The organism is Paracoccus sp. J55, assembly GCF_000513975.1.
Lineage (GTDB): Bacteria > Pseudomonadota > Alphaproteobacteria > Rhodobacterales > Rhodobacteraceae > Paracoccus.
In genome coordinates this window covers 1-23,940 of record NZ_AZVA01000043.1, presented here as the reverse complement: position 1 = coordinate 23,940, position 23,940 = coordinate 1, and the positions used below count along the sequence as shown (strand labels likewise).

21 protein-coding genes and 1 tRNA gene are annotated in these 23,940 nt (G+C 65.9%); all 22 read right to left on the bottom strand.

The features are described 5' to 3' along the window. Nucleotides 1-95, bottom strand: a 95-nt coding sequence (locus PARJ55_RS23590) for a GTP-binding protein (protein WP_023878051.1), incomplete at its 3' end; no start/stop codon positions are given. Between the two features lie 86 nt (nt 96-181). Further along, nucleotides 182-2,305 carry an elongation factor G gene (fusA, locus tag PARJ55_RS0119320; protein ID WP_028714492.1) on the bottom strand — a complete coding sequence of 708 codons (2,124 nt, stop codon included), beginning with the start codon at nt 2,303-2,305 and terminating at the stop codon, nt 182-184. Between the two features lie 18 nt (nt 2,306-2,323). Beyond that, complete coding sequence (gene rpsG, locus PARJ55_RS0119315) at nt 2,324-2,794, bottom strand: 30S ribosomal protein S7 (RefSeq protein ID WP_011747098.1); 471 nt, start codon at nt 2,792-2,794, stop codon at nt 2,324-2,326. A 12-nt stretch (nt 2,795-2,806) separates the two neighbouring features. Beyond that, on the bottom strand, nt 2,807-3,178 hold the full coding sequence (rpsL, locus tag PARJ55_RS0119310) for a 30S ribosomal protein S12 (RefSeq protein ID WP_010399029.1): 372 nt from the start codon (nt 3,176-3,178) through the stop codon (nt 2,807-2,809). Between the two features lie 233 nt (nt 3,179-3,411). After that, nucleotides 3,412-4,269, bottom strand: coding sequence for a putative rhamnosyl transferase (locus PARJ55_RS22665; RefSeq protein ID WP_051416374.1), 858 nt, complete (start codon nt 4,267-4,269; stop codon nt 3,412-3,414). Next, the gene (locus PARJ55_RS0119300) at nt 4,269-5,216 is read right to left on the bottom strand and encodes a DMT family transporter (protein ID WP_028714491.1); all 948 of its coding nucleotides are present in this window, start codon (nt 5,214-5,216) and stop codon (nt 4,269-4,271) included. Before PARJ55_RS0119300 ends, PARJ55_RS22665 begins: the two co-directional genes overlap by 1 nt. Before the next feature lie 36 nt (nt 5,217-5,252). Next, nucleotides 5,253-5,858 carry an isoprenylcysteine carboxylmethyltransferase family protein gene (locus tag PARJ55_RS0119295; RefSeq protein WP_028714490.1) on the bottom strand — a complete coding sequence of 202 codons (606 nt, stop codon included), beginning with the start codon at nt 5,856-5,858 and terminating at the stop codon, nt 5,253-5,255. Between the two features lie 233 nt (nt 5,859-6,091). Beyond that, nucleotides 6,092-10,300 carry a DNA-directed RNA polymerase subunit beta' gene (gene rpoC, locus PARJ55_RS0119290; RefSeq protein ID WP_028714489.1) on the bottom strand — a complete coding sequence of 1,403 codons (4,209 nt, stop codon included), beginning with the start codon at nt 10,298-10,300 and terminating at the stop codon, nt 6,092-6,094. A gap of 49 nt (nt 10,301-10,349) precedes the next feature. Then, on the bottom strand, nt 10,350-14,498 hold the full coding sequence (gene rpoB, locus PARJ55_RS0119285) for a DNA-directed RNA polymerase subunit beta (RefSeq protein ID WP_028714488.1): 4,149 nt from the start codon (nt 14,496-14,498) through the stop codon (nt 10,350-10,352). A gap of 239 nt (nt 14,499-14,737) precedes the next feature. Beyond that, on the bottom strand, nt 14,738-15,112 hold the full coding sequence (rplL, locus tag PARJ55_RS0119280; RefSeq protein ID WP_017999544.1) for a 50S ribosomal protein L7/L12: 375 nt from the start codon (nt 15,110-15,112) through the stop codon (nt 14,738-14,740). 67 nt (nt 15,113-15,179) lie between these two features. Further along, nucleotides 15,180-15,695 carry a 50S ribosomal protein L10 gene (gene rplJ / locus PARJ55_RS0119275; protein WP_028714487.1) on the bottom strand — a complete coding sequence of 172 codons (516 nt, stop codon included), beginning with the start codon at nt 15,693-15,695 and terminating at the stop codon, nt 15,180-15,182. Nucleotides 15,696-15,949: 254 nt separating this feature from the next. Beyond that, the gene (gene rplA, locus PARJ55_RS0119270; protein WP_028714486.1) at nt 15,950-16,648 is read right to left on the bottom strand and encodes a 50S ribosomal protein L1; all 699 of its coding nucleotides are present in this window, start codon (nt 16,646-16,648) and stop codon (nt 15,950-15,952) included. A gap of 3 nt (nt 16,649-16,651) precedes the next feature. Further along, the gene (gene rplK, locus PARJ55_RS0119265; RefSeq protein ID WP_028714485.1) at nt 16,652-17,104 is read right to left on the bottom strand and encodes a 50S ribosomal protein L11; all 453 of its coding nucleotides are present in this window, start codon (nt 17,102-17,104) and stop codon (nt 16,652-16,654) included. 107 nt (nt 17,105-17,211) lie between these two features. Beyond that, a complete protein-coding gene (nusG, locus tag PARJ55_RS0119260; RefSeq protein ID WP_028714484.1) occupies nt 17,212-17,751 on the bottom strand; it encodes a transcription termination/antitermination protein NusG in 540 nt (179 codons plus the stop codon). 195 nt (nt 17,752-17,946) lie between these two features. Continuing rightward, a complete protein-coding gene (gene secE, locus PARJ55_RS0119255; protein ID WP_028714483.1) occupies nt 17,947-18,141 on the bottom strand; it encodes a preprotein translocase subunit SecE in 195 nt (64 codons plus the stop codon). Nucleotides 18,142-18,219: 78 nt separating this feature from the next. Further along, nucleotides 18,220-19,089, bottom strand: a complete 870-nt coding sequence (locus tag PARJ55_RS23115; RefSeq protein WP_028714482.1) for a hypothetical protein — start codon at nt 19,087-19,089, stop codon at nt 18,220-18,222. 61 nt (nt 19,090-19,150) lie between these two features. Next, nucleotides 19,151-19,226 (bottom strand) — tRNA-Trp (locus tag PARJ55_RS0119245). 50 nt (nt 19,227-19,276) lie between these two features. Further along, nucleotides 19,277-21,118, bottom strand: a complete 1,842-nt coding sequence (locus PARJ55_RS0119240; RefSeq protein ID WP_028714481.1) for an ABC transporter ATP-binding protein — start codon at nt 21,116-21,118, stop codon at nt 19,277-19,279. A gap of 57 nt (nt 21,119-21,175) precedes the next feature. After that, on the bottom strand, nt 21,176-21,829 hold the full coding sequence (locus tag PARJ55_RS0119235) for a CatB-related O-acetyltransferase (protein WP_028714480.1): 654 nt from the start codon (nt 21,827-21,829) through the stop codon (nt 21,176-21,178). A gap of 234 nt (nt 21,830-22,063) precedes the next feature. Further along, nucleotides 22,064-22,477 carry a GFA family protein gene (locus PARJ55_RS0119230; protein WP_028714479.1) on the bottom strand — a complete coding sequence of 138 codons (414 nt, stop codon included), beginning with the start codon at nt 22,475-22,477 and terminating at the stop codon, nt 22,064-22,066. Further along, nucleotides 22,474-22,866, bottom strand: coding sequence for a VOC family protein (locus tag PARJ55_RS0119225; RefSeq protein WP_028714478.1), 393 nt, complete (start codon nt 22,864-22,866; stop codon nt 22,474-22,476). Before PARJ55_RS0119225 ends, PARJ55_RS0119230 begins: the two co-directional genes overlap by 4 nt. A 51-nt stretch (nt 22,867-22,917) precedes the next feature. Next, complete coding sequence (gene yghX, locus PARJ55_RS0119220; RefSeq protein ID WP_028714477.1) at nt 22,918-23,808, bottom strand: YghX family hydrolase; 891 nt, start codon at nt 23,806-23,808, stop codon at nt 22,918-22,920. Between the last annotated feature and the right edge of the window lie 132 nt (nt 23,809-23,940).

The window sequence follows — 23,940 nt, the reverse complement described above, 5'->3', positions numbered from 1 at the left end:
ATCGCAGCCGTCAGCGTCGTCTTGCCGTGGTCAACGTGACCGATCGTCCCGATGTTGACGTGCGGTTTCGTCCGTTCAAACTTTGCCTTTGCCATGGGCATGGCTCCTTATGTTGACGGTGCGTGCAGGCACGCACCCTACGGGGTTGGTAGGGTGCGCGGTTGCCCACGCACCGCCGGGATTACGCGTATTTCTTCTGGATCTCGTCCGAGATGTTCTGCGGCACGGCCTCGTAATGGTCGAACTGCATCGTGAACACCGCACGGCCCGAGGACATCGAGCGCAGGTTGTTGATGTAGCCGAACATGTTGGCCAGCGGCACGAAGGCGTCGATGACGTTCGCATTGCCGCGCGAGTCCTGGCCGCGGACCATGCCGCGACGGCTGGTCAGGTCGCCGATGATCGAACCGGTATATTCCTCCGGCGTGACCACCTCGACGCGCATGATCGGTTCGAGCAGCTTGGCGCCCGCCTTCTTCAGGCCTTCGCGCATGGCGGCACGCGCCGCGATCTCGAAGGCCAGGACCGAGGAGTCGACGTCATGGAAGGCACCGTCGATCAGCGCCACCTTGAAGTCGATCACCGGGAAGCCGGCCAGCGGGCCCGAATCCATGACGGACTTGATGCCCTTCTCGACGCCCGGGATGTATTCCTTGGGCACCGCACCGCCGACGATCTTCGATTCGAACGAGTAGCCCTCGCCCGGCTCGGTCGGGGTGATGACCAGCTTGACGCGCGCGAACTGACCGGTCCCGCCGGTCTGTTTCTTGTGCGTGTAGTCGATCTCGGCCTCGGTCGAGATGGTCTCGCGATAGGCCACCTGCGGGGCGCCGATATTCGCCTCGACCTTGAACTCGCGCTTCATGCGGTCGACCAGGATATCGAGGTGAAGTTCGCCCATGCCCTTCATGATGGTCTGGCCCGATTCCAGGTCGGTCTCGACGCGGAAGGACGGGTCCTCGGCGGCCAGGCGCTGCAGGGCCAGGCCCATTTTTTCCTGGTCGGCCTTGGACTTCGGCTCGACGGCGATCTCGATCACCGGCTCGGGGAAGGTCATGGTTTCCAGGACCACGGGCTTTGCGGGATCGCAAAGCGTGTCGCCCGTCGTGGTTTCCTTCAGCCCGGCCAGGGCGATGATGTCGCCGGCGAAAGCCTCGTCGATCTCTTCGCGGTTGATGGCGTGCATGACCATCATCCGGCCGACGCGCTCGCGCTTGCCCTTGGTCGAGTTCAGCATCTGGTCGCCCTTCTTGAGCTGGCCAGAATAGATCCGCGTGAAGGTCAGCGAGCCGACGAAGGGGTCGTTCATGATCTTAAACGCCAGCGCCGAGAACGGATCCGCGTCCGAGGCATGGCGGGCAATGTTGCGCTCTTCCGTCTCGTCGCCCGGGGCGAAGCCCATATAGGCGGGCACGTCGGTCGGCGCCGGCAGGAAGTCCACCACGGCGTTCAGCAGCGGCTGCACGCCCTTGTTCTTGAAGGCGGAACCGGCCATGACCGGGAAGAAGGACAGCGACAGCGTGCCCTTGCGGATCAGCTTGCGCAGCGTCGCCTCGTCGGGCTCGTTGCCTTCCAGATAGGCTTCCATCGCCTCGTCGTCCTGTTCGACGGCGAGTTCGATCATCTTGCCGCGCCATTCCTCGGCGACGTCCTGAAGCTCGTCACGGATGGGCTGGCGGATCCACGAGGCGCCCAGGTCCTCGCCCTTCCAGACCCATTCTTCCATCTTGATCAGGTCGACGATGCCTTCCAGCTTGTCCTCGGCGCCGATCGGCAGAGCGATCGGGCAGGGGGTGCCGCCGGTGCGGTCCTTGATCATGGCGACGCATTTGAAGAAGTCGGCGCCGATCTTGTCCATCTTGTTGACGAAGACGATCCGCGGAACCTTGTAGCGGTCGGCCTGGCGCCAGACGGTCTCGGTCTGCGGCTCGACGCCGGCATTGCCGTCCAGCAGGCAGATCGCGCCGTCCAGAACCGCCAGCGAACGCTCGACCTCGATGGTGAAGTCGACGTGGCCGGGGGTGTCGATGATGTTGAAGCGGCAACGCTCGCTATCATCGGGGGTGAAGTCGGCATCCTCGTGGCGCTGCCAGAAGGTGGTGGTCGCCGCCGAGGTGATGGTGATGCCGCGCTCGGCTTCCTGCTCCATCCAGTCCATGGTGGACGCACCTTCGTGCGTCTCGCCCATCTTGTGGTTCTTGCCGGTGTAGAACAGGATACGCTCGGTCGTCGTGGTCTTGCCCGCGTCGATATGGGCCATGATCCCGAAGTTCCGGTAGCGCTCCAGCGGATATTCGCGTGCCATAAAGGGCCTTCCTTCCGGTTACCAGCGGTAGTGGCTGAACGCCTTGTTGGCGTCGGCCATCTTGTGCGTGTCCTCACGCTTCTTGACGGCGGTGCCGCGGCCGTTCACCGCGTCGGCCAGCTCGCCCGCGAGGCGCTCTTCCATGGTGTGCTCGTTGCGCTTTTTCGACGCGTCGATCAGCCAGCGGATCGCCAGGGCCTCGCGGCGCGACGGACGGACCTCGACCGGAACCTGGTAGGTGGCGCCGCCGACGCGGCGCGAGCGCACTTCGACCGAGGGCTTCACGTTGTCGAGGGCTTCGTGGAAGACTTCGATCGGCTCGCGCTTCAGCTTGCCCTGCACGCGGTCGAGGGCGTTGTAGACGATGCGTTCGGCAACCGATTTCTTGCCGTCGATCATCAGGTTGTTCATGAATTTGGTCAGCACGCGATCGCCATATTTGGCGTCGGGCAGGACTTCGCGCTTCTCAGCGGCGTGACGACGGGACATGTGCCTATCTCCTTACTTCGGACGCTTCGCGCCGTATTTCGAACGACGCTGACGACGATCCTTGACGCCCTGGGTATCCAGAACACCGCGCAGGATGTGATAGCGGACACCCGGAAGGTCTTTCACCCGGCCGCCGCGGATCAGCACGACGCTGTGTTCCTGCAGGTTGTGCTTTTCGCCCGGGATGTAGGAGATCACCTCGAAGCCATTGGTCAGGCGGACCTTGGCCACCTTACGCATGGCCGAGTTCGGCTTCTTCGGCGTCGTGGTATAGACGCGCGTGCATACGCCCCGCTTCTGCGGGCAGGATTGCAGGTGCTGCGACTTCGAGCGCTGCACCTTGGGCTGCCGCGGTTTGCGGATCAGCTGTTGGATCGTCGGCATTCGGTTCCCCGTCTTGCTTTCGTCAATACTCGCAGCCACCGGCTGCGCCACTTCTCGACGGCGAATCACGCCCATCGTGAAACGCCAGAACCCATCCTGTCCCCAAGCCGGGAAGGACGGGTTGAATTACCAGAGGATCGGGGCATTCCGGCCCGGATCATGACCACAGAGGTTCTGGGCCCCGATCAGATTCCTGACGGGTGTGCGGCGTATATGGGGTTTCCACAGGCGAGTCAACAGCCGCCCCCCTGCCCTGCCCGGGCCGAGAGCAGTCCCCGCGCCCCGGCTTCGAGACCCGGCAGGTCGATGCGGAAACGCCGGGCGAGCAGCGCCGCCATGTCCTCTTCGGGGCCCGCGCCCTGCCCCGCGACTGCATAGCCCGCGCCCACCGCGCCCGAGTCGTTGTCCTCGTGCAGCATGCGCACATACATCGGCTTTCCCGCCAGGGTCACGCCCGGCATGGACAGGTTCACCTTGAAATGCGGGAAATGCAGCGCGCAGCGCCCCGCATCCGGCCGCAGGTAGATGGTCAGCGCCGCGCTGGCATTGTGGACGATCCGCATCTCGGACCGGATGCCGCCCGGCCCGGCCCGCATCACCACGCCGCGCGCGTAATCGCAGGACAGCCGCCCGTGTTGGCGCCAGAGCGGCTGCATGCGCACGAAATCGCGGCGCGCGTCGCGGATATAGTCAAGGGCCACCGCATCGTCGTCGTCATGGCGGAAATGGCCGACCACATCGGCCGAATGGTCGATATGTGGGGCGACGGCGGCCATGCAGGCCTCGACATGCTTCTCCATCGGCGGGACCAGCGCCAGCCGCAGTTGCGGCATGATCCCCGCCAGCTCGTGCAGCCGGGCCAGCCAGGGCTCGGGCAGGTCCGGCCCGGTCATCAGCACCAGCGTGAAATCCGGATCGGTCTGCGCCAGCCAGGCCGGCAGGGCGACATGCTCGAACCAGAACCAGCGCCGGGCCAGCCGCTCGGGGTCGTAGAGAAAGGCCCGCCGCTCCTCCAGCGTCTCGTGGGTCACCTGAAACCCCCGGCCGCCCAGATAGGAAAAGCGGCACAAGCCCAGCATCTGCACCCGCATCAGCTTCGCCTCTGCAATTGCCCTTCGCGCAGGATGGTATAGATCCCCGCGCCCACCACCAGCGCCGAACCCGCCCAGGTCCACAGGTCCGGCCAGTCGCCGAACACCGCCAGCCCCAGCAGGATGGCCCAGAGCAGCGAACTGTAGCGGAACGGCGCGACGAAGGAAATCTCGCCCACCCGCATGGTGGCGACGGCGGTGATATAGCCCACGGTCAGGAACAGCGCGGCAGCGGTCAGCAGCGCGAATTCGGCCAGGGTCGGCAGCCGCCAGTTTTCCGCCCAGCCCAGAACGAAGCCCGACAGCATCACCGTCAGCGCCGCGTAAAAGGCGATGCTGGACGAGGCGAGCCGGGCCGAGAATGTCCGGGTGACCATGTCCCGCACCACGATCAGCAGCATCGCCGCCAGCGCCACGGCCGACCAGCGGTCGAAGGCTCCGGTGCCCGGCCGCAGGATCAGCAGCACGCCGACGAAGCCGATGCCGATGGCCAGCAGCCGGCGCCAGCCCAGCCTTTCGCGAAAGAACAGCGCCGCGGCCAGCGTCACCGCCAGCGGCAGCGCCTGCATGATCGCCGAGATGTCGGCCAGCGCCATCCGCCGCAGCGCCAGCAGGTAAAGCACGGTCGAGACGATATCCGCCGCCGTGCGCAGCACCAGCGGCCAAAGATCGCCGCGCGGCACCCGCAGCCGGACCCCGCCCTGCCCCTGCGCGACCAGCACCATCAGCAGCAGCACCATGCCGCCGCGGATGGCGATGGATTCGTAAAGCGGCAGGCTCTGGGTTACCGCCTTCATCAGCGTGTCGTTGCAGATGAAGGCCGCCATGCTGAGCATCATCAGCGCCGAGCCGCGCAGGTTGTCGGCCCGCCCTTGCCGGGGGTCCGGGACATGCGGGCGAAGGGCGGTTGCCGGCGCGCTGGCAGAGGGCAGGTCGGGGGTCAGCATGGTTCTGGCTGTGCGGCTTGGGAGATGAGAAACAGGCTACCAGAGCGCCAGCAGCGACCAGCCGAGGCTCAGCTTCAACTGGTCCACCAACTCGACAATGGGAATGAAGCTCAGAAAGACGAACGCATCGAACAGGTTGCGGCGCAGCGTCGCCGTGTCGAACCGCGCGGTCCGCCCGGTGCGGAACAGCCGCGGATCGGGCAGGAAGAACGGCGTGCGCACCGCATAGGCATCGTATTCCGCGCCGAAGTGCTGCGACAGGAACGCCGCTTCGCGCCGCGCGGTGATCCACAGGATCAGCCCCACCGTGCCGCCGACCAGCAGGGCAAGGCTGACCGCGCCGAACATCAGCCCGATCCCCGTCGCCGCCACGGTCGAGAAGAAATACAGCGGGTTGCGCGTCATCGAATAGGGCCCGTCCTGCATCACCCGCCGGTTCTTGGCGCCGCCGACATAGAGGATCGACCAGAACCGGCCGAGCACGCCCGCCAGCAGCAGCAGAATGCCCAGGGTTTCGATGGCCTCGTGCCCGAACCCCTCGAGGCCGAGGAGCGGGGTGATCACCAGGATGGCCGGCAGCAAGGCCAGACCCGACAGCCGCAGGATGTTGATGCGGATCTTCTGATTGACTGCCGCGCGCATCAAACCACCCTCGCAAAACGCCCCGACCGCCCTTTGGCCCCTCATCGTTATCCCCTGCCAGGGCTTTGCGCAATCGCGACCTGCGGATGAGAGGGTTGCGGCGATCCGCCGGACGGCGCCCCATCGGACGGCGCGCTGCGCAATCGGGACTTGGGGATGAGAGGGTTGCGGCAGCCCATGCAGAAAAGGCCCGGCATCGCTGCCGGGCCTTTCCAATTCGTTTCAACGGGCGATCACTCGTCGCCGCCGACCTCGGCCGGGCTGTCCTCCGGCGCGATCAGCGCGGCGGCGGCCTCCGCCTCGGCGCGGCGGGCTTCGATCACCTCGTTGTCGCGCTCGGTCGCGATGCGCTTCACGCGGGCGGTGGCGCCGCCGGTGCCGGCCGGGATCAGCCGGCCGACGATGACGTTCTCCTTAAGCCCGACCAGCTTGTCGCGCTTGCCCTGGACGGCGGCCTCGGTCAGCACGCGGGTCGTCTCCTGGAACGAGGCGGCCGAGATGAAGCTGCGGGTCTGCAGCGACGCCTTGGTGATGCCCAGCAGCACCGGCTCGCCCGTGGCCGGACGGCCGCCCTTGGCTTCGATCTTGGCGTTCTCTTCCTCGAACTCGTCGCGGTCGACATGCTCGCCCTTCAGCAGCGTGGTGTCGCCGCTGTCGGTGATCTCGATCTTCTGCAGCATCTGGCGGACGATCACCTCGATGTGCTTGTCGTTGATCTTCACGCCCTGCAGCCGGTAGACGTCCTGCACCTCGTCGATGAGATAGTCGGCCAGAGCCTCGATCCCCATGATGCGCAGGATGTCATGCGGCGCCGGGTTGCCGTCCATGATGTAGTCGCCCTTCTGCACGAAGTCGCCTTCCTGCACCGGGATGTGCTTGCCTTTCGGCACCATGTATTCGACCGGCTCCAGCGTGTCGTCGGCGGGCTCGATGGCGATGCGGCGCTTGTTCTTGTAGTCCTTGCCGAAGCGCACATAGCCGTCGATCTCGGCGATGATGGCGTGGTCCTTGGGACGGCGCGCCTCGAACAGCTCCGCCACGCGGGGCAGACCCCCGGTGATGTCCTTGGTCTTGGCGCCTTCGCGCGGGATCCGCGCCACCACGTCGCCGGCCTTGATCTCCTGCCCGTCCTCGACCGACAGGATGGCGTCGACCGACATCGGATAGGTGACCGGGTTGCCCTGCTCGTTGCGGACCGGCTCGCCATCGGCATCGACGATGATGATCTCGGGCTTCAGCTCGTTGCCTTTCGGGGCCGAGCGCCAGTCCGTCACGATCTTCTGCGTCATGCCGGTCGCGTCGTCGGTCTCGTCGCGGACCGAGATCCCCGACAGCAGGTCGACATATTTCGCGACACCGGCCTTCTCGGCGATGATCGGCAGGGTATAGGGGTCCCATTCGAACATCTTCTGGCCGCGCGCCACGGCATCGCCTTCGCGCACGAACAGCTTGCTGCCGTAGAACAGCTTGTGGCTGGCCAGCGTGTCGCCCGTCGCCGACTTGATGTGCAGCTGCATGTTGCGACTCATCACGATCAGCTCGCCATTGGCGTTTTCCAGCGTGCTTTCGTTGTCGAAAGCCACCGTGCCCTCCTGCGCCGCGGCGATGAAGGACTGCTGGCCGCCCTGGGCGATGCCGCCGATGTGGAAGGTCCGCATCGTCAGCTGGGTGCCCGGCTCGCCGATGGACTGGGCGGCGATGATGCCGACCGCCTCGCCGATATTGACCAGCGTGCCGCGGGCCAGGTCGCGGCCATAGCACAGCGCGCAGACCCCATCGTCCGACTCGCAGGTCAGGGCCGAGCGGATGCGCACGTTCTGCACGCCCGCGCCCTCGATCTCGTCGGCCTTGCGCTCGTCGATCAGCTCGTTCTTGCGGACGATGACCACGTCCTCGCCCGGCACCAGCACGTCCTCGGCCGCGACACGGCCCAGCACGCGCTCGGAAAGCGGGCTGACCACCTCGCCGTCGTTGACCGCGGCCGAGGCGGTGATCGCCCGGTCGGTGCCGCAGTCATGCTCGCGGATGATGCAGTCCTGCGCCACGTCCACAAGGCGGCGGGTCAGGTAGCCCGAGTTCGCCGTCTTGAGCGCGGTGTCCGACAGACCCTTCCGCGCGCCGTGGGTCGAGTTGAAGTATTCAAGAACGGTCAGGCCTTCCTTGAAGTTCGAGATGATCGGCGTCTCGATGATCTCGCCGTTCGGCTTGGCCATCAGGCCGCGCATGCCGCCCAGCTGCTTCATCTGGCTGACCGAGCCCCGCGCGCCCGAATGCGCCATCATGTAGACCGAGTTCGGCTCCAGCTCGGCGCCGTTCTCGTCCTTCTTGGTGGCCGAGATGGTCTTCATCATGGCATCGGTGACGCGGTCGTTGCATTTCGACCAGGCATCGACGACCTTGTTGTATTTCTCGCCCTGGGTGATCAGGCCGTCCAGATACTGCTGCTCGAACTGCTTCACCTGGTCCTGGGTTTCCTCGACCAGGTCCCATTTCGTCGGCGGAACGACCATGTCGTCCTTGCCGAAGGAGATGCCGGCGCGGAACGCCTCGCGGAAGCCCAAGCCCATGATCTGGTCGCAGAAGATCACCGATTCCTTCTGGCCGCAGTAGCGGTAGACGGTGTCGATGACGTTCTGGATGTCCTTCTTGCGCAGCAGGCGGTTCACCAGCTCGAAGGGCGCCTTGGCGTTCTTGGGCAGCAGCGCGCCCAGACGGATCCGGCCCGGCGTGGTCTCGAAGCGCTTGATGACCTCGTTGCCGTTCTCGTCGATCTGCGGCAGGCGGGCGGTGATGCGGGCATGCAGATGCACCGCGCCGGAGGCCAGTGCGTGCTCCACCTCTTCGAGGTTGGCAAAGACCATGCCTTCGCCCTTCATGCCCTCGCGCTCCATGGTCGTGTAGTAAAGACCAAGGACCATGTCCTGCGACGGCACGATGATCGGCGCGCCGTTGGCGGGCGACAGCACGTTGTTCGTCGACATCATCAGCACGCGCGCTTCCAGCTGCGCCTCAAGCGACAGCGGGACGTGCACGGCCATCTGGTCGCCGTCGAAATCGGCGTTGAAGGCCGAGCAGACCAGCGGGTGCAGCTGGATCGCCTTGCCCTCGATCAGGATCGGCTCGAAGGCCTGGATGCCCAGGCGGTGCAGCGTCGGCGCGCGGTTCAGCAGGACCGGGTGCTCGCGGATCACCTCGTCCAGGATGTCCCAGACCTCGGGGCGTTCCTTCTCGACCAGCTTCTTGGCCTGCTTGACGGTGGAGGACAGCCCCTTCGCCTCAAGCCGCGAATAGATGAAGGGCTTGAACAGCTCCAGCGCCATCTTCTTCGGCAGGCCGCACTGGTGCAGCTTCAGCTCGGGACCGGTCACGATCACCGAACGGCCCGAGAAGTCGACCCGTTTCCCCAGAAGGTTCTGGCGGAAGCGGCCCTGCTTGCCCTTCAGCATGTCCGACAGCGATTTCAGCGGACGCTTGTTGTTGCCGGTGATGACGCGACCGCGGCGGCCGTTGTCGAACAGCGCATCGACCGATTCCTGCAGCATCCGCTTTTCGTTGCGGACGATGATGTCGGGCGCGCGCAGCTCGATCAGGCGCTTGAGGCGGTTGTTGCGGTTGATGACCCGGCGATAGAGGTCGTTCAGGTCCGAGGTCGCGAAACGGCCGCCGTCCAGCGGAACCAGCGGACGCAGTTCCGGCGGGATGACCGGAATGACCGTCAGCACCATCCACTCGGGACGGTTGCCCGACTCGAGGAACGATTCAACGATCTTCAGCCGCTTGATGATCTTCTTCGGCTTCAGCTCGCCGGTCGCCTCTTTCAGCTCCTCGCGCAGCTGCTCGGCGGTGGCGGCCAGGTCGATATTGGCCAGCATCTCGCGGATCGCCTCGGCGCCGATATTGGCGGTGAAGGCGTCAGCGCCATACTGGTCCTGCGCGTCGAGGAATTCTTCCTCGGTCAGCAGCTGGCCATAGCTCAGGTCGGTCAGACCCGGCTCGATCACGACGTAGTTTTCGAAATACAGGATGCGCTCAAGATCGCGCAGCGTCATGTCCAGCATCAGGCCGATGCGCGAGGGCAGCGACTTCAGGAACCAGATATGCGCGACCGGGGCGGCCAGCTCGATATGGCCCATGCGTTCGCGCCGGACCTTTTGCAGCGTCACCTCGACGCCGCATTTCTCGCAGACCAGGCCACGATATTTCATGCGCTTGTATTTGCCGCACAGGCATTCGTAATCCTTGATCGGGCCAAAGATACGCGCGCAGAACAGACCGTCACGCTCGGGCTTGAACGTGCGGTAGTTGATGGTCTCGGGCTTCTTCACCTCGCCATAGGACCAGGCGAGGATTTCCTCGGGCGAGGCCAGCGAGATCTTGATTTCGTCGAACTGCCGCGGCGCAGCCAGCGGGTTCAGGGGGTTGGTGGCAAGTTCCTGGTTCATTTTCAAATCCTAATGAGGGGCGCGGTGGGGGAGATGAGGGGTCGCCCCCTCACTCCTCATCCTCCGCATCCAGGAGTTCCATGTTGAGGCCCAGACCCCGGACCTCCTTGACCAGAACGTTGAACGATTCCGGCACGCCGGCCTCGAAATTGTCCTCGCCCTTGACGATGCTCTCATAGACCTTGGTCCGGCCGGCCACGTCGTCCGACTTGACCGTCAGCATCTCTTGCAGGGTGTAGGCGGCGCCATAGGCTTCCAGGGCCCAGACCTCCATCTCACCCAGACGCTGGCCGCCGAACTGCGCCTTGCCGCCCAGCGGCTGCTGGGTCACGAGGCTGTAGGGACCGGTCGAACGCGCGTGCATCTTGTCGTCGACAAGGTGGTGCAGCTTCAGGACGTATTTCATCCCGACGGTGACCGGGCGGGCGAACTGCTCGCCGGTGCGGCCGTCGAAGACGATGGACTGGCCCGAAGTGTCGAAGCCGGCACGGCGCAGCGCGTCGTTCACATCCGCCTCTTTCGCGCCGTCGAAGACCGGCGTGGCGATCGGAACACCGGCGCGCACCGCATCGGCATGCTCCAGCAGGGACTCGTCATCCATGCCCTCGAAGGTCTCGGCATAGAACTCGTCGCCATAGCCGTTCCGCATCGCGTCGCGCACCGGGGTCATGTCGCCCTTGCGGCGATAGTCCTGCAGCGCCTCGTCGATCTTGATGCCGAGACCGCGCGAGGCCCAGCCCATATGCGTCTCGAGGATCTGGCCGACGTTCATCCGCGACGGCACGCCCAGCGGGTTCATCACCAGGTCGACGGGGGTGCCGTCGGCCAGGAAGGGCATGTCCTCCATCGGCACGACCTTGGAGACGACGCCCTTGTTGCCGTGACGACCGGCCATCTTGTCGCCGGCCTGCAGCTTGCGCTTCACCGCGACGAAGACCTTGACCATCTTCATCACGCCCGGGGGCAGGTCGTCGCCCTGGCGCACCTTCTCGACCTTGTCGTCGAAACGGTTGTCCAGAGCCCGCTTCTGGGCGTCGAACTGCTGGTTCAGCGCCTCGACTTCCTTGGCGGTGTCCTCGTCGGCGACAGCGAGTTGCCACCACTGGCCGCGCGACAGCTGGCCCAGCAGATCGTCATCGACCACGGCGCCGGCACGGATGCCCTTCGGCCCCTTGACGACTTCCTTGCCCATGATCAGCGACTTGAGGCGCGCATAGATGTTGCGCTCCAGGATCGCCAGCTCGTCGTCCCGGTCGCGGGCCAGACGCTCGACTTCCTCGCGTTCGATCTGCAGCGCACGCTCGTCCTTGTCGACGCCGTGGCGGTTGAACACCCGGACCTCGACGATGGTGCCGTAAGCCCCCGGCGGCAGCCGCAGCGAGGTGTCGCGCACGTCGCTGGCCTTTTCGCCGAAGATGGCGCGAAGCAGCTTCTCCTCCGGCGTCATCGGCGATTCACCTTTCGGGGTGATCTTGCCGACCAGGATGTCGCCCGGGCCCACTTCCGCACCGATATAGACGATGCCGGCCTCGTCGAGGTTGCGCAGCGCCTCCTCGCCGACGTTCGGGATGTCGCGGGTGATCTCCTCGGGGCCCAGCTTGGTGTCGCGCGCCGCAACCTCGTATTCGTCGATATGGATCGAGGTGAACACGTCGTCGCGGTGGATCCGCTCCGAGATCAGGATCGAGTCCTCGTAGTTGTAGCCGTTCCAGGGCATGAAGGCCACGACCACGTTGCGGCCGATCGCCAGCTCGCCCTGATCGGTCGAGGGACCGTCGGCCACGACCTGGCCCTTGACCACCCTGTCGCCCACCTTGACCAGCGGGCGCTGGTTGATGGTCGAGGACTGGTTGGAACGCTTGAACTTGCGCAGGCGATAGATGTCCACGCCCGCGTCGCCGGCGCCCAGATCCTCGGTCGCGCGGATAACGATCCGCTGCGCGTCAACCTGGTCGATGATGCCGCCCCGGCGCGCCATGATGGCCGCACCGGAATCGCGCGCCACGGTCGCTTCCATGCCGGTGCCGACGAACGGCGCCTCGGCCCGCAGCAGCGGAACCGCCTGGCGCTGCATGTTCGAGCCCATCAGCGCGCGGTTGGCGTCGTCGTTTTCCAGGAAGGGGATCAGCGCCGCCGCGACCGAAACCAGCTGTTTCGGCGACACGTCGATCAGGTCCACCGCCTCGACCGGGTTCAGCATGAAGTCGCCGGCCTGACGGGTCGAGACCAGCTCGTCCACGAAACGGCCGTCCGCGTCCAGCGTCGCGTTCGCCTGGGCGATGGTGTGGCGCATCTCCTCGGTCGCGGACATGTAGACCACGTCGTCGGTCACCTTGCCCTCGACCACCTTGCGATAGGGGGTCTCGATGAAGCCGTATTTGTTCACCCGGGCAAAGGTGGCCAGCGAGTTGATCAGGCCGATGTTCTGGCCTTCCGGCGTCTCGATCGGGCACATCCGGCCGTAATGGGTGGGGTGAACGTCGCGCACCTCGAAGCCGGCGCGCTCGCGGGTCAGACCGCCCGGGCCAAGCGCCGAAAGGCGACGCTTGTGCGTGACTTCCGACAGCGGGTTGGTCTGGTCCATGAACTGCGACAGCTGCGACGAGCCGAAGAACTCGCGCACCGCGGCCGCGGCGGGCTTCGCGTTGATCAGGTCCTGCGGCATCACGGTGTCGATCTCGACGCCGGACATGCGCTCGCGGATCGCCCGCTCCATGCGCAGCAGGCCGATGCGATACTGGTTCTCCATCAGCTCGCCGACCGAGCGCACCCGGCGGTTGCCGAGGTGGTCGATGTCGTCGATCTCGCCCTTGCCGTCGCGCAGCTCCACCAGCCCGCGGATACAGGCGATGATGTCCTCCTTGCGCAGGGTGCGCTGGGTGTCCGGCGCATCGAGGTCAAGGCGCATGTTCATCTTGACCCGGCCCACGGCCGAAAGGTCATAGCGCTCGCTGTCGAAGAACAGGCTGTCGAACAGGGCCGAGGCGGCCTCGACGGTCGGGGGCTCGCCCGGGCGCATGACGCGATAGATGTCCATCAGCGCGCCGTCGCGGCTCATGTTCTTGTCGGCCGCCATGGTGTTGCGGATATAGGGACCGACATTGACATGGTCGATGTCGAGGACCGGGATGTCCTCGATGCCGTTGTCCAGCAGCACCTTCAGCAAGCCGCCCGAGATCTCGCCGTCGCGGTCGTATTCGACGGTGATCTCGTCGCCGGCCTCGGCATAGATCAGGCCGGTCTGCTCGTTGATGATGTCCTTGGCGACGAAGCGACCGATGATCTTGTCGAAGGGCAGAAGCAGGTTAATGTCGCCCTGTTCCGCCAGCTGCTTGACCAGGCGCGGCGTCACCTTGTCGCCGGCCTTGGTGATGATCTCGCCGGTCTCGGCATTCACCAGGTCATAGCTGGGGCGGGTGCCGCGCACGCGCTCGGGGAAGAAGCGGGTGATCCAGCCGGCCTCGCGGCCCTTGACGGCGCGCTGCAGCTTGTAGTCCACGGTGTCGTAGAAGGCATCCATGATGCCCTCCTGGTCCATGCCGAGCGCATAGAGCAGCGTCGTCACCGGCAGTTTCCGGCGGCGGTCGATGCGCGCGAAGACCAGGTCCTTGGCGTCGAATTCGAAGTCGAGCCACGAGCCGCGATAGGGAATGATGCGGCAGGCGAAGAGCAGCTTGCCGCTGGAATGGGTCTTGCCGCGGTCATGGTCGAAGAACACCCCGGGCGAGCGGTGCATCTGCGACACCACGACACGCTCGGTGCCGTTCACGATGAAGGTGCCGTTCTGCGTCATCAGGGGCATGTCGCCCATGTAGACGTCCTGCTCCTTGATGTCCTTGACGGACTTGGCACCGGTGGCCTCGTCGACATCGAACACGATCAGACGCAGCGTCACCTTCAGCGGCGCGGCATAGGTCATGTCGCGGCTCTGGCACTCGTCCACGTCGTATTTCGGCTTTTCCAGCTCGTATTTCACGAATTCCAGCGTCGCCGTCTCGTTGAAGTCCTTGATCGGGAACACCGACTGGAAGACGCCCTGGATGCCTTCGCCATCCTGATGGCCCGCGCCGTCGCCAGAGCGCAGGAACAGGTCATAGGAGGATTTCTGAACCTCGATCAGGTTCGGCATCTCCAGAACTTCGCGGATATTGCCATAGTAACGCCGGATGCGTTTCTGGCCGACATAAGCTTGCGCCATAGAGGGTCTAACCTTTCGTCTTTCGCTTGCGCAGACCGTCGGGGCCCGGGCTGCGCAAGGCGGCGAATGAGGGGCGGGGTCCCATTCGTGCCGCGCGTCCCACCGCGCGGCTCCCGAACCCCGAACATGCCCTGAAGGAAGGTCTGTTCTGGAAACCGTCCTTCAAGACAGGTTCGGCAGGGACCGGGGAAACCCCGGACCCTGCCTGTTTCGTACAGTCAATCGGCCAGAGCGGCCAATTACTTCAGCTCGACCTTGGCGCCAGCCGCTTCGAGCTTCTTCTTCATTTCTTCGGCATCGGCTTTCGAGGCACCCTCTTTCACCTTGCCGCCGGCTTCGACCAGGTCCTTGGCTTCTTTCAGGCCCAGACCGGTGATGCCGCGCACTTCCTTGATCACGTTGATCTTGTTGGCGCCGGCGTCGACCAGGACGACGTCGAATTCGGTTTTCTCTTCGGCGGCTTCAGCCGGGCCAGCGGCCGGGCCGGCAACCATGACGGCGCCACCGGCGGCCGGCTCGATGCCGTATTCGTCTTTCAGGATGGTCTTCAGTTCCTGGGCTTCCAGCAGGGTCAGGCCCACGATTTCTTCGGCGAGTTTCTTCAGGTCAGCCATTTTTCCGTTCTTTCCATTAAGTGTTCCAACGTCAGGGTTTCAACCCCACGCGGGAATGGGGATTGCCTCAGGCGGCCTCGCGCTCTTCCAGAGTCGAGAGGATGCCCGCGATGTTGCTGGCAGGTGCGCCGATCGCGCCCGCGATGTTGGAAGCAGGGGCGCCGATGCAGGACACGATCGAAGCGATAAGCTCCTCGCGCGACGGCATCTGGGCCACGGCTTTCACACCGGCCGGGTCAAGCGCCGTGTCGCCCATCGCACCGCCCAGGATCACGAACTTGTCGTTCCCCTTGGCGTATTTGTCCGCGACCTTGGCCGCAGCCACAGGGTCCTCGGAGAAGGCGAGCACGGTCATGCCCGTCAGATAGTCGGCGATGCTGGCGCAAGGCTTCCCATCCAGGGCGATCTTGGCGAGCCTGTTCTTGGCAACGCGGACGGACCCGCCGCTTTCGCGCATCTGCGCGCGCAGGTCCTGCATTTCGGCAACCGTCATTCCCTCGTAGCGGGCAACCACCACGACGCCAGAGGCTTCAAAGATCTGGCCGAGTTCTTCGACCACCTGTTCTTTTTGCGCTCTATCCACGGTTTCACTCCAAGTTGGGGGTTTCCCCCCGGCTCTCACTTTCCCGACGCCCGAACAGCGTCAGGACGGGTCCGTGACGGTCCCAAGATCACCCGGAGCGAGGCCCGGAAAATGGTCTTGATCCCATCTCAGGAAGGACGATTAAGCCGGCCAGATAGCGTATCGGGTCGGCACCCTCCGTCTCGGACAGGACGGGGCATTGCTGCCCCGCCATCCGCCGGCCCCGCAAGGACGCCGGCGAAATTCTTGCGCGCTTACTGCGCGACAGCCGAAGACAGGTCCAGCGACACGCCCGGACCCATGGTCGAGCTGATCGAGACCTTCTTCACATAGGTGCCCTTCGCGCCCGAGGGCTTGGCCCGGTTCACTGCGTCCACGAAGGCGCGGATGTTCTGGGCCAGCTTCTCGGCGTCGAACGAGGCCTTGCCGACGCCGGCATGGACCACGCCCGCCTTCTCGGCCTTGAACTGGACTTCGCCGCCCTTGGCAGCTTCCACGGCCGCTTTCACGTCCATGGTCACCGTGCCGACCTTGGGGTTCGGCATCAGGTTGCGCGGGCCCAGGATCTTGCCCAGACGGCCGACCAGCGGCATCATGTCCGGGGTGGCGATGCAGCGATCGAATTCGATCTTGCCGGACTGGATGGTCTCCAGCAGGTCTTCCGCACCGACGATCTCGGCGCCGGCGGCCTTGGCTTCGTCAGCCTTGGGACCACGGGCGAAGACGGCGACGCGCACATGCTTGCCGGTGCCGTTGGGCAGGGTGACCACGCCGCGGACCATCTGGTCGGCGTGGCGCGGATCGACGCCCAGGTTCATCGCGATCTCGACGGTCTCGTCGAACTTCGCGGTGGCGTTGTCCTTGACCAGCTTGACGGCGTCCTCGACCGAGAGGTTCACCTTGCCGGCAAAGGCCTCGCGGGCGGCGGCTTGCTTTTTCGACAGTTTAGCCATGGCTTAGCCTTTCACCTCGATGCCGATCGAACGCGCCGAGCCGAGGATGATCTGCATCGCGGCTTCCACGTCGTTCGCGGACAGGTCCTTCATCTTGGCTTCGGCGATCTCGCGCACCTGCTTGGCGGTCACGGTGCCGGCGACCTGACGGCCGGGCTTTTCCGAACCCTTGGCGCGGTTGCGCTTGCCGACCGGCTTCAGGCCGGCGGCTTTCTTCAGCAGGAACGAGGCCGGGGGGGTCTTGGTCTCGAAGGTGAAGGACTTGTCGGCGTAATAGGTGATCACGACCGGAACCGGGGCACCCTGTTCCATCTCCTGCGTCTTGGCGTTGAACGCCTTGCAGAATTCCATGATGTTGATGCCGCGCTGACCCAGGGCCGGGCCGACGGGCGGGGACGGGTTCGCCTGACCCGCCTTGATTTGCAGCTTGAGGCTGCCGACAACTTTCTTGGCCATCTGGCCTTCTCCTTATCATCACGCCCCGCCCCTGACGGGCTTCGGGCCGACTTAGCGGTGCGGCCTTGCCCCGGGTCCGTTCCCGGCGGCGCAGCCTCCCGCGACGATCACGCGGTCTTGGCGACCTGCGTGAATTCCAGTTCCACCGGCGTCGGACGGCCGAAGATGGACACCGTGACCTTGATGCGGTTCGCGGCCTCGTCCACTTCCTCGACCATGCCCGAGAAGCCCTCGAAGGGCCCGTCGGTCACGTTCACCTTCTCGCCCACGTCGAACCGGATCAGGTTGCGCGGCGCCACCTCGGCCCCACCCTCGCCGGTGCGATGCAGGATCGCGTTCACCTCGTCGTCGCGCATCGGCATCGGCTTGCCCTGGGCGCCCAGGAAGCCGGTGACGCGGTTGATCGAGTTCACCAGGTGGTAGGTCTGATCCGACAGCTCCATGCGCACCAGCACATAGCCGGGCATGAAGCGGCGCTCGGACGTGACCTTCTTGCCGCGGCGGATCTCGATCACTTCCTCGGTCGGGACCAGCACCTCGTCGATCTGGTCCTCGAGACCTTTCTCGACCACGGCCTGGCGAATCGCCTCGGCGACCTTCTTTTCAAAGTTCGACAGGACGCTGACCGAATACCAACGCTTTGCCATGTCTCGATCGACCCCTGTTGCCTTCCGGGTCAGCCATGGCCAACCCATTGAATTCCTTGTCTACCCCAACCGGATCGCGCGCAATCGCGGCAAGCTCCGGCCAAATTGAAATCGGCGCGCACGACCGAATCGATGCACGCCGCGTCACGGGCAGGTCGGGCGGACATACCGCCCCGCGCCCTGCAATGCAAGCCCTCAGCTGCCGACCAGATGGATCACGGCCGAGAGGCCGGTCTTGATCAGCAGATCGACGAGGAAGAAAAAGATCGAGGCCAGCGCCGCCATGATGAAGACCATGATGGTGGTCGTCACCACCTCGCGGCGGGTGGGCCAGGTGATCTTGCCGAGTTCGGCGCGGACCTGGCTGATGAACTGGACGGGGTTGGCCATGGGTTTCCCTTCGGTCTTGCAGCGGGTCAGATAGCCTGCGCCGACCGGCATTTCAAGCACCGATCTGGCCGCGGGGCGTCAGGGTTCCAGAAACTCGACCCCCGGCAGCGCGCGCAGCTGCCGCAGATCCTCGGCATAGGCGACGGCCGAGCGCCGGTAATCCGCCTCCGGCAGCAGCCGCAGGGCGGCATGGCCGTCGGCGCGGCGAAAGCGCAGCCGCGCCCGGTTGGCCAGCACACGCAGGTCGGCCTCGCTGTCGGCCATGGCGCGGCGCAGGAACCATTCGTAGCCCGGCTGGGTCAGGCTCTCGTTCGAGGGCGGCGGCTCGGGCACAAGCGCCGCCAGCCCCGGCGGCAGGATCCGCGCCAGCAGGCGCGGCCGCAGCGCGGGATAATCCTCGTAGCGCCAGACCAGCAGCCGCGCCACGCCGGGGACCGAGGCCAGGCGCTGCGCCAGCCCGCTCCAGCTCAGGGCGGCGGGGTCGCGGCCCTGCAGATAGGCGTCGATCTCGATCTCGTTGCCAAGCGCAAGCTGCAGGGCGAAGGCCGAGACGTTGAACTGCGCCGGATCGCGCACCGACAGGCACAGCACCGCCGGCCCGCCCCCGGCCAGCGCCAGGCAGCGCCGCAGCCGCGCCCGCACGCCGGGATAGATCATGCCCCGGCGGCTGAACAGGCAGCTGCGATGGGTGCCACCCAGGATGTTTTCGTCGGAAAGCAGGAGCTCGGGATAGCAGGCCCGGGCCTCGGCCAGCCTTTCGGAGGCGACCCGCGCCGCCCGGCCGCCATGCGTCAGGGCCCGGACCAGCGGCAGGCCGTCATGGCGCAGCACGCCCGGATCGGCATAAAAGACCCCGCCCGCGCGCAATTCGCGCCGCGCCAGGCGCAGCGAGACCTGCAGATGCGTCGAGGCGGTCTTGTGCGCCCCCAGATGAAGGGTCAGGGCCATGGCCGGACGATTCTGGACGGGACTGGTGCGGTCCGGACCGCGAAGGCTGGCCGGATGCGACTGGCAGGGGCAGAGGGACTCGAACCCCCGACCCTCGGTTTTGGAGACCGATGCTCTACCAACTGAGCTATACCCCTAGGCCGCGCTGCTGATTACGGCAGGTCCGGGCGCGGTTCAAGAGGGAAGATCATTCGGCCTCAAGAAACCCGCCCGACTGCCGCGCCCAAAGCCCGGCATAGATGCCGCCCTGCGCCAAGAGCGCCTCATGCGTGCCCTGTTCGACGATGCGGCCTCGCTCCATCACCACCAGCCGGTCCATGCGGGCGATGGTGGAAAGCCGGTGCGCGATGGCGATCACCGTCTTGCCCTGCATCAGCATGTCGAGCTGCGACTGGATCGCCGCCTCGACCTCGCTGTCCAGGGCGCTGGTCGCCTCGTCCAGAACCAGGATCGGCGCGTCCTTCAGCAGCACCCGCGCAATGGCGATGCGCTGGCGCTGGCCGCCCGACAGCTTGACCCCGCGCTCGCCGACATGGGCGTCGAGGCCGCGCCGACCCTGCGAATCGGTCAGGCCGGCGATGAAATCCGCCTCGGCCAGCTCGGCGGCGCGCAGGATCTCGGCCTCGGACGCGTCCGGCCGACCATAGGCGATATTGTCGCGGATCGAGCGGTGCAAGAGCGAGGTATCCTGCGTCACCACCCCGATGGCGGCGCGCAGCGATTCCTGGGTGACCTGCGCGATGTCCTGGCCGTCGATCAGGATGCGGCCCGATTCCAGGTCGTGGAAGCGCAGCATCAGGTTCACCAGCGTCGACTTCCCGGCGCCCGAACGCCCGACCAACCCGATCCGCTCGCCCGGCGCGATGGTCAGCGACAGGTCGTCCAGCACCGCGCCACGGCCGGGCCGCGCCGCCTCGCCATAGCGGAAGGTCACGCGGTCGAACTCAACCCGTCCCTCGGGCACCGAAAGCGGGCGGGCGCCGCGCGCATCCGTCACCATGCGCGGCAAGGACAGCGAGCCGATGCCGTCGCGCACCGTGCCGATATTCTCGAAAAGCGTGGCGAATTCCCACATGATCCAATGCGACATGTTGCCCAGCCGCAGCGCCAGCGGGACCGCCACGGCGACCGCGCCGACCTCGATCTTGCCGCCGACCCACAGCCACAGGCCCAGCACCGTGACCGAAAAGGTCAAGAGCGAGTTCAGCGTGGACAGCAGGATGTTCTGGATCGAGGCCAGCCGCATCTGCCCGTGCACGGTCTGCAGGAACCCGTCCATGCTCTCGCGCACGTAAGCTTCCTCGCGCGAACTGTGCGAGAACAGCTTCACCGTCGAGATGTTGGTATAGCTGTCCACCACCCGGCCGGTCATCACCGCGCGGGCATCGGCCTGCGCCTCGCTGATGCGGCCGATGCGCGGGATCAGCCACCACAGCAGAAGCCCGTAGAGGATGCCCCAGCCGGCGAAGGGCAATGCCAGCCAGCCGTCGGTCGAGGCCGCCAGCACCAGCGCACCGATGAAATAGACGCAGACATAGGTCAAGACGTCCATGAACTTCATCGCCACTTCGCGCACCGCCAGCGCGGTCTGCATCAGCTTGGTGGCGATGCGTCCGGCGAACTCGTCCTGGAAATAGCTCATCGACTGGCGCAGCAGGTAGCGATGCGCCTGCCAGCGGATGCGCTGAGGGAAATTGCCCATCAGCGTCTGGTGCATCAAGAGCGAGAACAGCACCTGCAGCAGCGGCAGGCCGATCACCAGGATCGCGCCCATCAGGATCAGCCGATTGCCCTCGACCGTCCAGAAATTCTCGCGGTCGGCCCCGGCCAGCCGGTTCACCAGCTCGCCCAGATAGCCGAACAGCACCACCTCGGCCACGGCGATCATGGCCGAGCAGGCGGCCATGGACAGCATGTAGCCCTCGGCCCCGCGCGAGAAATGCAGGATGAACCGCCACAACCCCTGCGGCGGCATGCGCGGCGGATCGGCGGGATAGGGGTCAAGCCGGCGCTCGAACCAGCTGAACATGTCGGACCTCATTCGCATCAGCCCGGGCCCTCGCCCGGTTCGTTTCGTCGGGCCGCCTCAGGCGGCCAGTTTCTCAAGCGCCGCGACATCGGCACGGGCCAGCGCGGCGGTGGCCCGGGCGACCCGCTCCGCCGGCCAATGCCACCATTGCAGCGCCATGAGCCGGGCGATGGTGGCATCGTCGAAGCGCATCCTTATGACACGGCCGGGATTGCCCGCGACCACGGCGTAATCCGGCACCACGCCGCCGACCACCGTACCCGCGCCGATGACGGCGCCGCTGCCGATCCGCGCGCCCGGCAGGATGGTGGCGCCGTCGCCGATCCAGACATCGTGGCCGATCACCGTATCCGGCAGGCCGCTGATCTGGTCGATGTAATCGCCGACCCGCGCATGGTCGAAGATCGCGAAGGGATAGGTCGAGATCCCGGCCATCGGATGATTGGCCGAGGCGGTGACGATCCGCACCCGGTCGGCGATCTGGCAGAACCGCCCGATCACCAGCCGTTCGGGTGCGCCGGCATAGGTATAGGGCGCCAGCCGCGCCGCCCAGTCGTCCGGCGGGTCGAAGCTGCTGGCATAGGTGAAATCGCCGATCTCGATATTCGGATGGTCGATCACCCGGTTCAGATGCACCAGCCCCCGGTTCAGGGTGCCGTCGGGAAAGCGCATGGGATGGGGCGAAGCCGCATCAAGGAAGTGGGCCGTCATGGGAATCCTCTTCAATCCGTCCGTGAAAGGTCAGATCTGCGAGTTGTCCATGACACCGTTCTCCTCTGCTGCGGCAGGCACCATAGCCGGATTTCGCCTCCGAGGCAACCGGGGCGGCGGTCGGGCCCGGGCGCGCGTGAGCCGGGGGGCTCCGCCCCCGCCCCTGCGGGGCTCCCCCGGGGTATTTGGAAAACAGAGAAGGTGCATTCGGCCCTTGCCGGCAGCGCGGGCGGGTTACAGGTGCCGGGTCTCGGGTGCCGGGTTCCACCAGGCGTCATGCGCCCCGTCGGCATGGAAGACCGGGGCGGCGATCAGCTCGGCCTCGGGCACATCGTCCAGCGCGCTGACGCAGACCTGGACGAAGCGGCCGCCCATTTCCTCGATATCGCCCTCGGTCCAGAGGCGGGTGCCGCAGCGGGCGCAGAACATGTGGTGCATGTCCACGCCGTCCCGCTGCCGGCGCGGGGTTTCGGCCAGCATCCCGGTGCCATGGGTGATGCGGAACCGCTCGGGGTCGGGCAGGCGCATCTCCCAATAGCGCATCTTGCGGCAGAAGCTGCAATTGCAGCGCATGGTGCCTTGGGACAGGTCGCCCTCGGCCTCGAAGCGGACGGCGCCGCAGAAGCAGGAGCCGCGATAGAGGGTCATGCCGGGTCTCCGTGATGGACCGCCTCGATATTGTTGCCGTCGGGGTCGAGCACGAAGGCGCCGTAATAGCCGGGATGATATTCCGGCCGCAGCCCCGGCGCACCGTTGTCGCGTGCCCCCGCGGCCAGCGCGGCGGCATGGAAGGCGTCCACCGTCGCCCGGTCGGGCGCGGCAAAGGCGACATGGGTGCCGGTGCCGGCCGGCTTGCCGCTGCCGATCCAGAAGAACGGCTTGCCCTCGCGGCCATAGCCCAGATGCGCGCCATGGCCGCCGGTCATCTCTTCGGTCACCTCCATCAGCAGCTCGATGCCCAGGGGCGCCAGGGCCCGGTCGTAGAAGGCGCGCGAGCGGGCCAGGTCCGAAACGGGAAATCCGATATGGTCGATCATGCGAAATCTCCTTTCCCGGCAAGCATCGCCCCGACCTGCTGACAGTTCGCGTCAGGAGAGCTTTTCGGCAAAGAAATCCAGCGTCCGCTGCCAGGCAAGTTCCGCCGCCGCCTCATCGTAGCGCGGCGTGGTGTCGTTGTGGAAACCGTGCTGGGTGCCGGGATAGAAAAAGACCTGGTATTCCTTGCCATGTTCCTTCAGCGCCGCCTCGTAGGCGGGCCAGCCCTCGTTCACGCGCTCGTCGTTCTCGGCATAATGCAGCATCAGCGGCGCCTGGATCTGCGCCGCTTCCTCGGGCCGGGGCTGGCGGCCGTAGAAGGGGACCGAGGCAGCCAGTTCGGGATAGGCCACCGCCAGCGCGTTGCAGACCCCGCCGCCATAGCAAAACCCGACCGCACCGACCTTGCCGGTGGCATCGGCATGGTCGCGCAGGAACTCGTGGGCGGCGAAGAAATCCTCCATCAGCTTGGCCGGGTCGAGGCTGGCCTGCATCTCGCGCCCCTCGTCGTCATTGCCCGGATAGCCGCCCAGCGGGCTCAGCCCGTCCGGTCCGAAGGCCAGGTAGCCCGCCTTGCCGAGCCGGCGCACCACATCCTCGATATAGGGGTTGAGCCCGCGATTTTCGTGCACCACCAGCACGGCGGGCAGCTTGCCCTGCGCCTCGGCCGGCCGCGCCATCAGCCCGCTGATGCGGCCGTTGCCCTTGGGACTGTCATAGCTCGCCGTCTCGGTGCGGATGGCGGGGTCGTCGGGCGGCACCTGCTGGGCCAAGGCGTAATTTGGCCTCAGCGCCTCGAAGATCGCGGCAGCGGTCATGCCGGCGGTGGCGAATTGCGCCGCCTGCAGCATGAAATCGCGCTTGCCGATCCGGCCATGCACATAGCCGTCAAAGATCTCCAAGATACGCGGATGAAAATCGGAAGCCTTCCTGCGTTCGTTCATCGCCCTCTCCCTTCCTGCTGACGAAAGGATAGCATGAAAAACCACGCCCCGGCACCCGCCCGCGCGCCCTCGCCCTGGGCCGCCCCGCGCCCGCGCGCTTCTTTCTTGTGCAAATATCCCGGGGTCCGGGGC

What these genes read in the sequence shown, in the direction of transcription:
- fusA (WP_028714492.1), bottom strand. Translation starts at nt 2,305, where the DNA reads ATGGCACGCGAATATCCGCTGGAGCGCTACCGGAACTTCGGGATCATG.
- rpsG (WP_011747098.1), bottom strand. Translation starts at nt 2,794, where the DNA reads ATGTCCCGTCGTCACGCCGCTGAGAAGCGCGAAGTCCTGCCCGACGCC.
- rpsL (WP_010399029.1), bottom strand. Translation starts at nt 3,178, where the DNA reads ATGCCGACGATCCAACAGCTGATCCGCAAACCGCGGCAGCCCAAGGTG.
- PARJ55_RS22665 (WP_051416374.1), bottom strand. Translation starts at nt 4,269, where the DNA reads ATGCGGGTGCAGATGCTGGGCTTGTGCCGCTTTTCCTATCTGGGCGGC.
- PARJ55_RS0119300 (WP_028714491.1), bottom strand. Translation starts at nt 5,216, where the DNA reads ATGCTGACCCCCGACCTGCCCTCTGCCAGCGCGCCGGCAACCGCCCTT.
- PARJ55_RS0119295 (WP_028714490.1), bottom strand. Translation starts at nt 5,858, where the DNA reads ATGCGCGCGGCAGTCAATCAGAAGATCCGCATCAACATCCTGCGGCTG.
- rpoC (WP_028714489.1), bottom strand. Translation starts at nt 10,300, where the DNA reads ATGAACCAGGAACTTGCCACCAACCCCCTGAACCCGCTGGCTGCGCCG.
- rpoB (WP_028714488.1), bottom strand. Translation starts at nt 14,498, where the DNA reads ATGGCGCAAGCTTATGTCGGCCAGAAACGCATCCGGCGTTACTATGGC.
- rplL (WP_017999544.1), bottom strand. Translation starts at nt 15,112, where the DNA reads ATGGCTGACCTGAAGAAACTCGCCGAAGAAATCGTGGGCCTGACCCTG.
- rplA (WP_028714486.1), bottom strand. Translation starts at nt 16,648, where the DNA reads ATGGCTAAACTGTCGAAAAAGCAAGCCGCCGCCCGCGAGGCCTTTGCC.
- rplK (WP_028714485.1), bottom strand. Translation starts at nt 17,104, where the DNA reads ATGGCCAAGAAAGTTGTCGGCAGCCTCAAGCTGCAAATCAAGGCGGGT.
- nusG (WP_028714484.1), bottom strand. Translation starts at nt 17,751, where the DNA reads ATGGCAAAGCGTTGGTATTCGGTCAGCGTCCTGTCGAACTTTGAAAAG.
- secE (WP_028714483.1), bottom strand. Translation starts at nt 18,141, where the DNA reads ATGGCCAACCCCGTCCAGTTCATCAGCCAGGTCCGCGCCGAACTCGGC.
- PARJ55_RS23115 (WP_028714482.1), bottom strand. Translation starts at nt 19,089, where the DNA reads ATGGCCCTGACCCTTCATCTGGGGGCGCACAAGACCGCCTCGACGCAT.
- PARJ55_RS0119240 (WP_028714481.1), bottom strand. Translation starts at nt 21,118, where the DNA reads ATGTTCAGCTGGTTCGAGCGCCGGCTTGACCCCTATCCCGCCGATCCG.
- PARJ55_RS0119235 (WP_028714480.1), bottom strand. Translation starts at nt 21,829, where the DNA reads ATGACGGCCCACTTCCTTGATGCGGCTTCGCCCCATCCCATGCGCTTT.
- PARJ55_RS0119230 (WP_028714479.1), bottom strand. Translation starts at nt 22,477, where the DNA reads ATGACCCTCTATCGCGGCTCCTGCTTCTGCGGCGCCGTCCGCTTCGAG.
- PARJ55_RS0119225 (WP_028714478.1), bottom strand. Translation starts at nt 22,866, where the DNA reads ATGATCGACCATATCGGATTTCCCGTTTCGGACCTGGCCCGCTCGCGC.
- yghX (WP_028714477.1), bottom strand. Translation starts at nt 23,808, where the DNA reads ATGAACGAACGCAGGAAGGCTTCCGATTTTCATCCGCGTATCTTGGAG.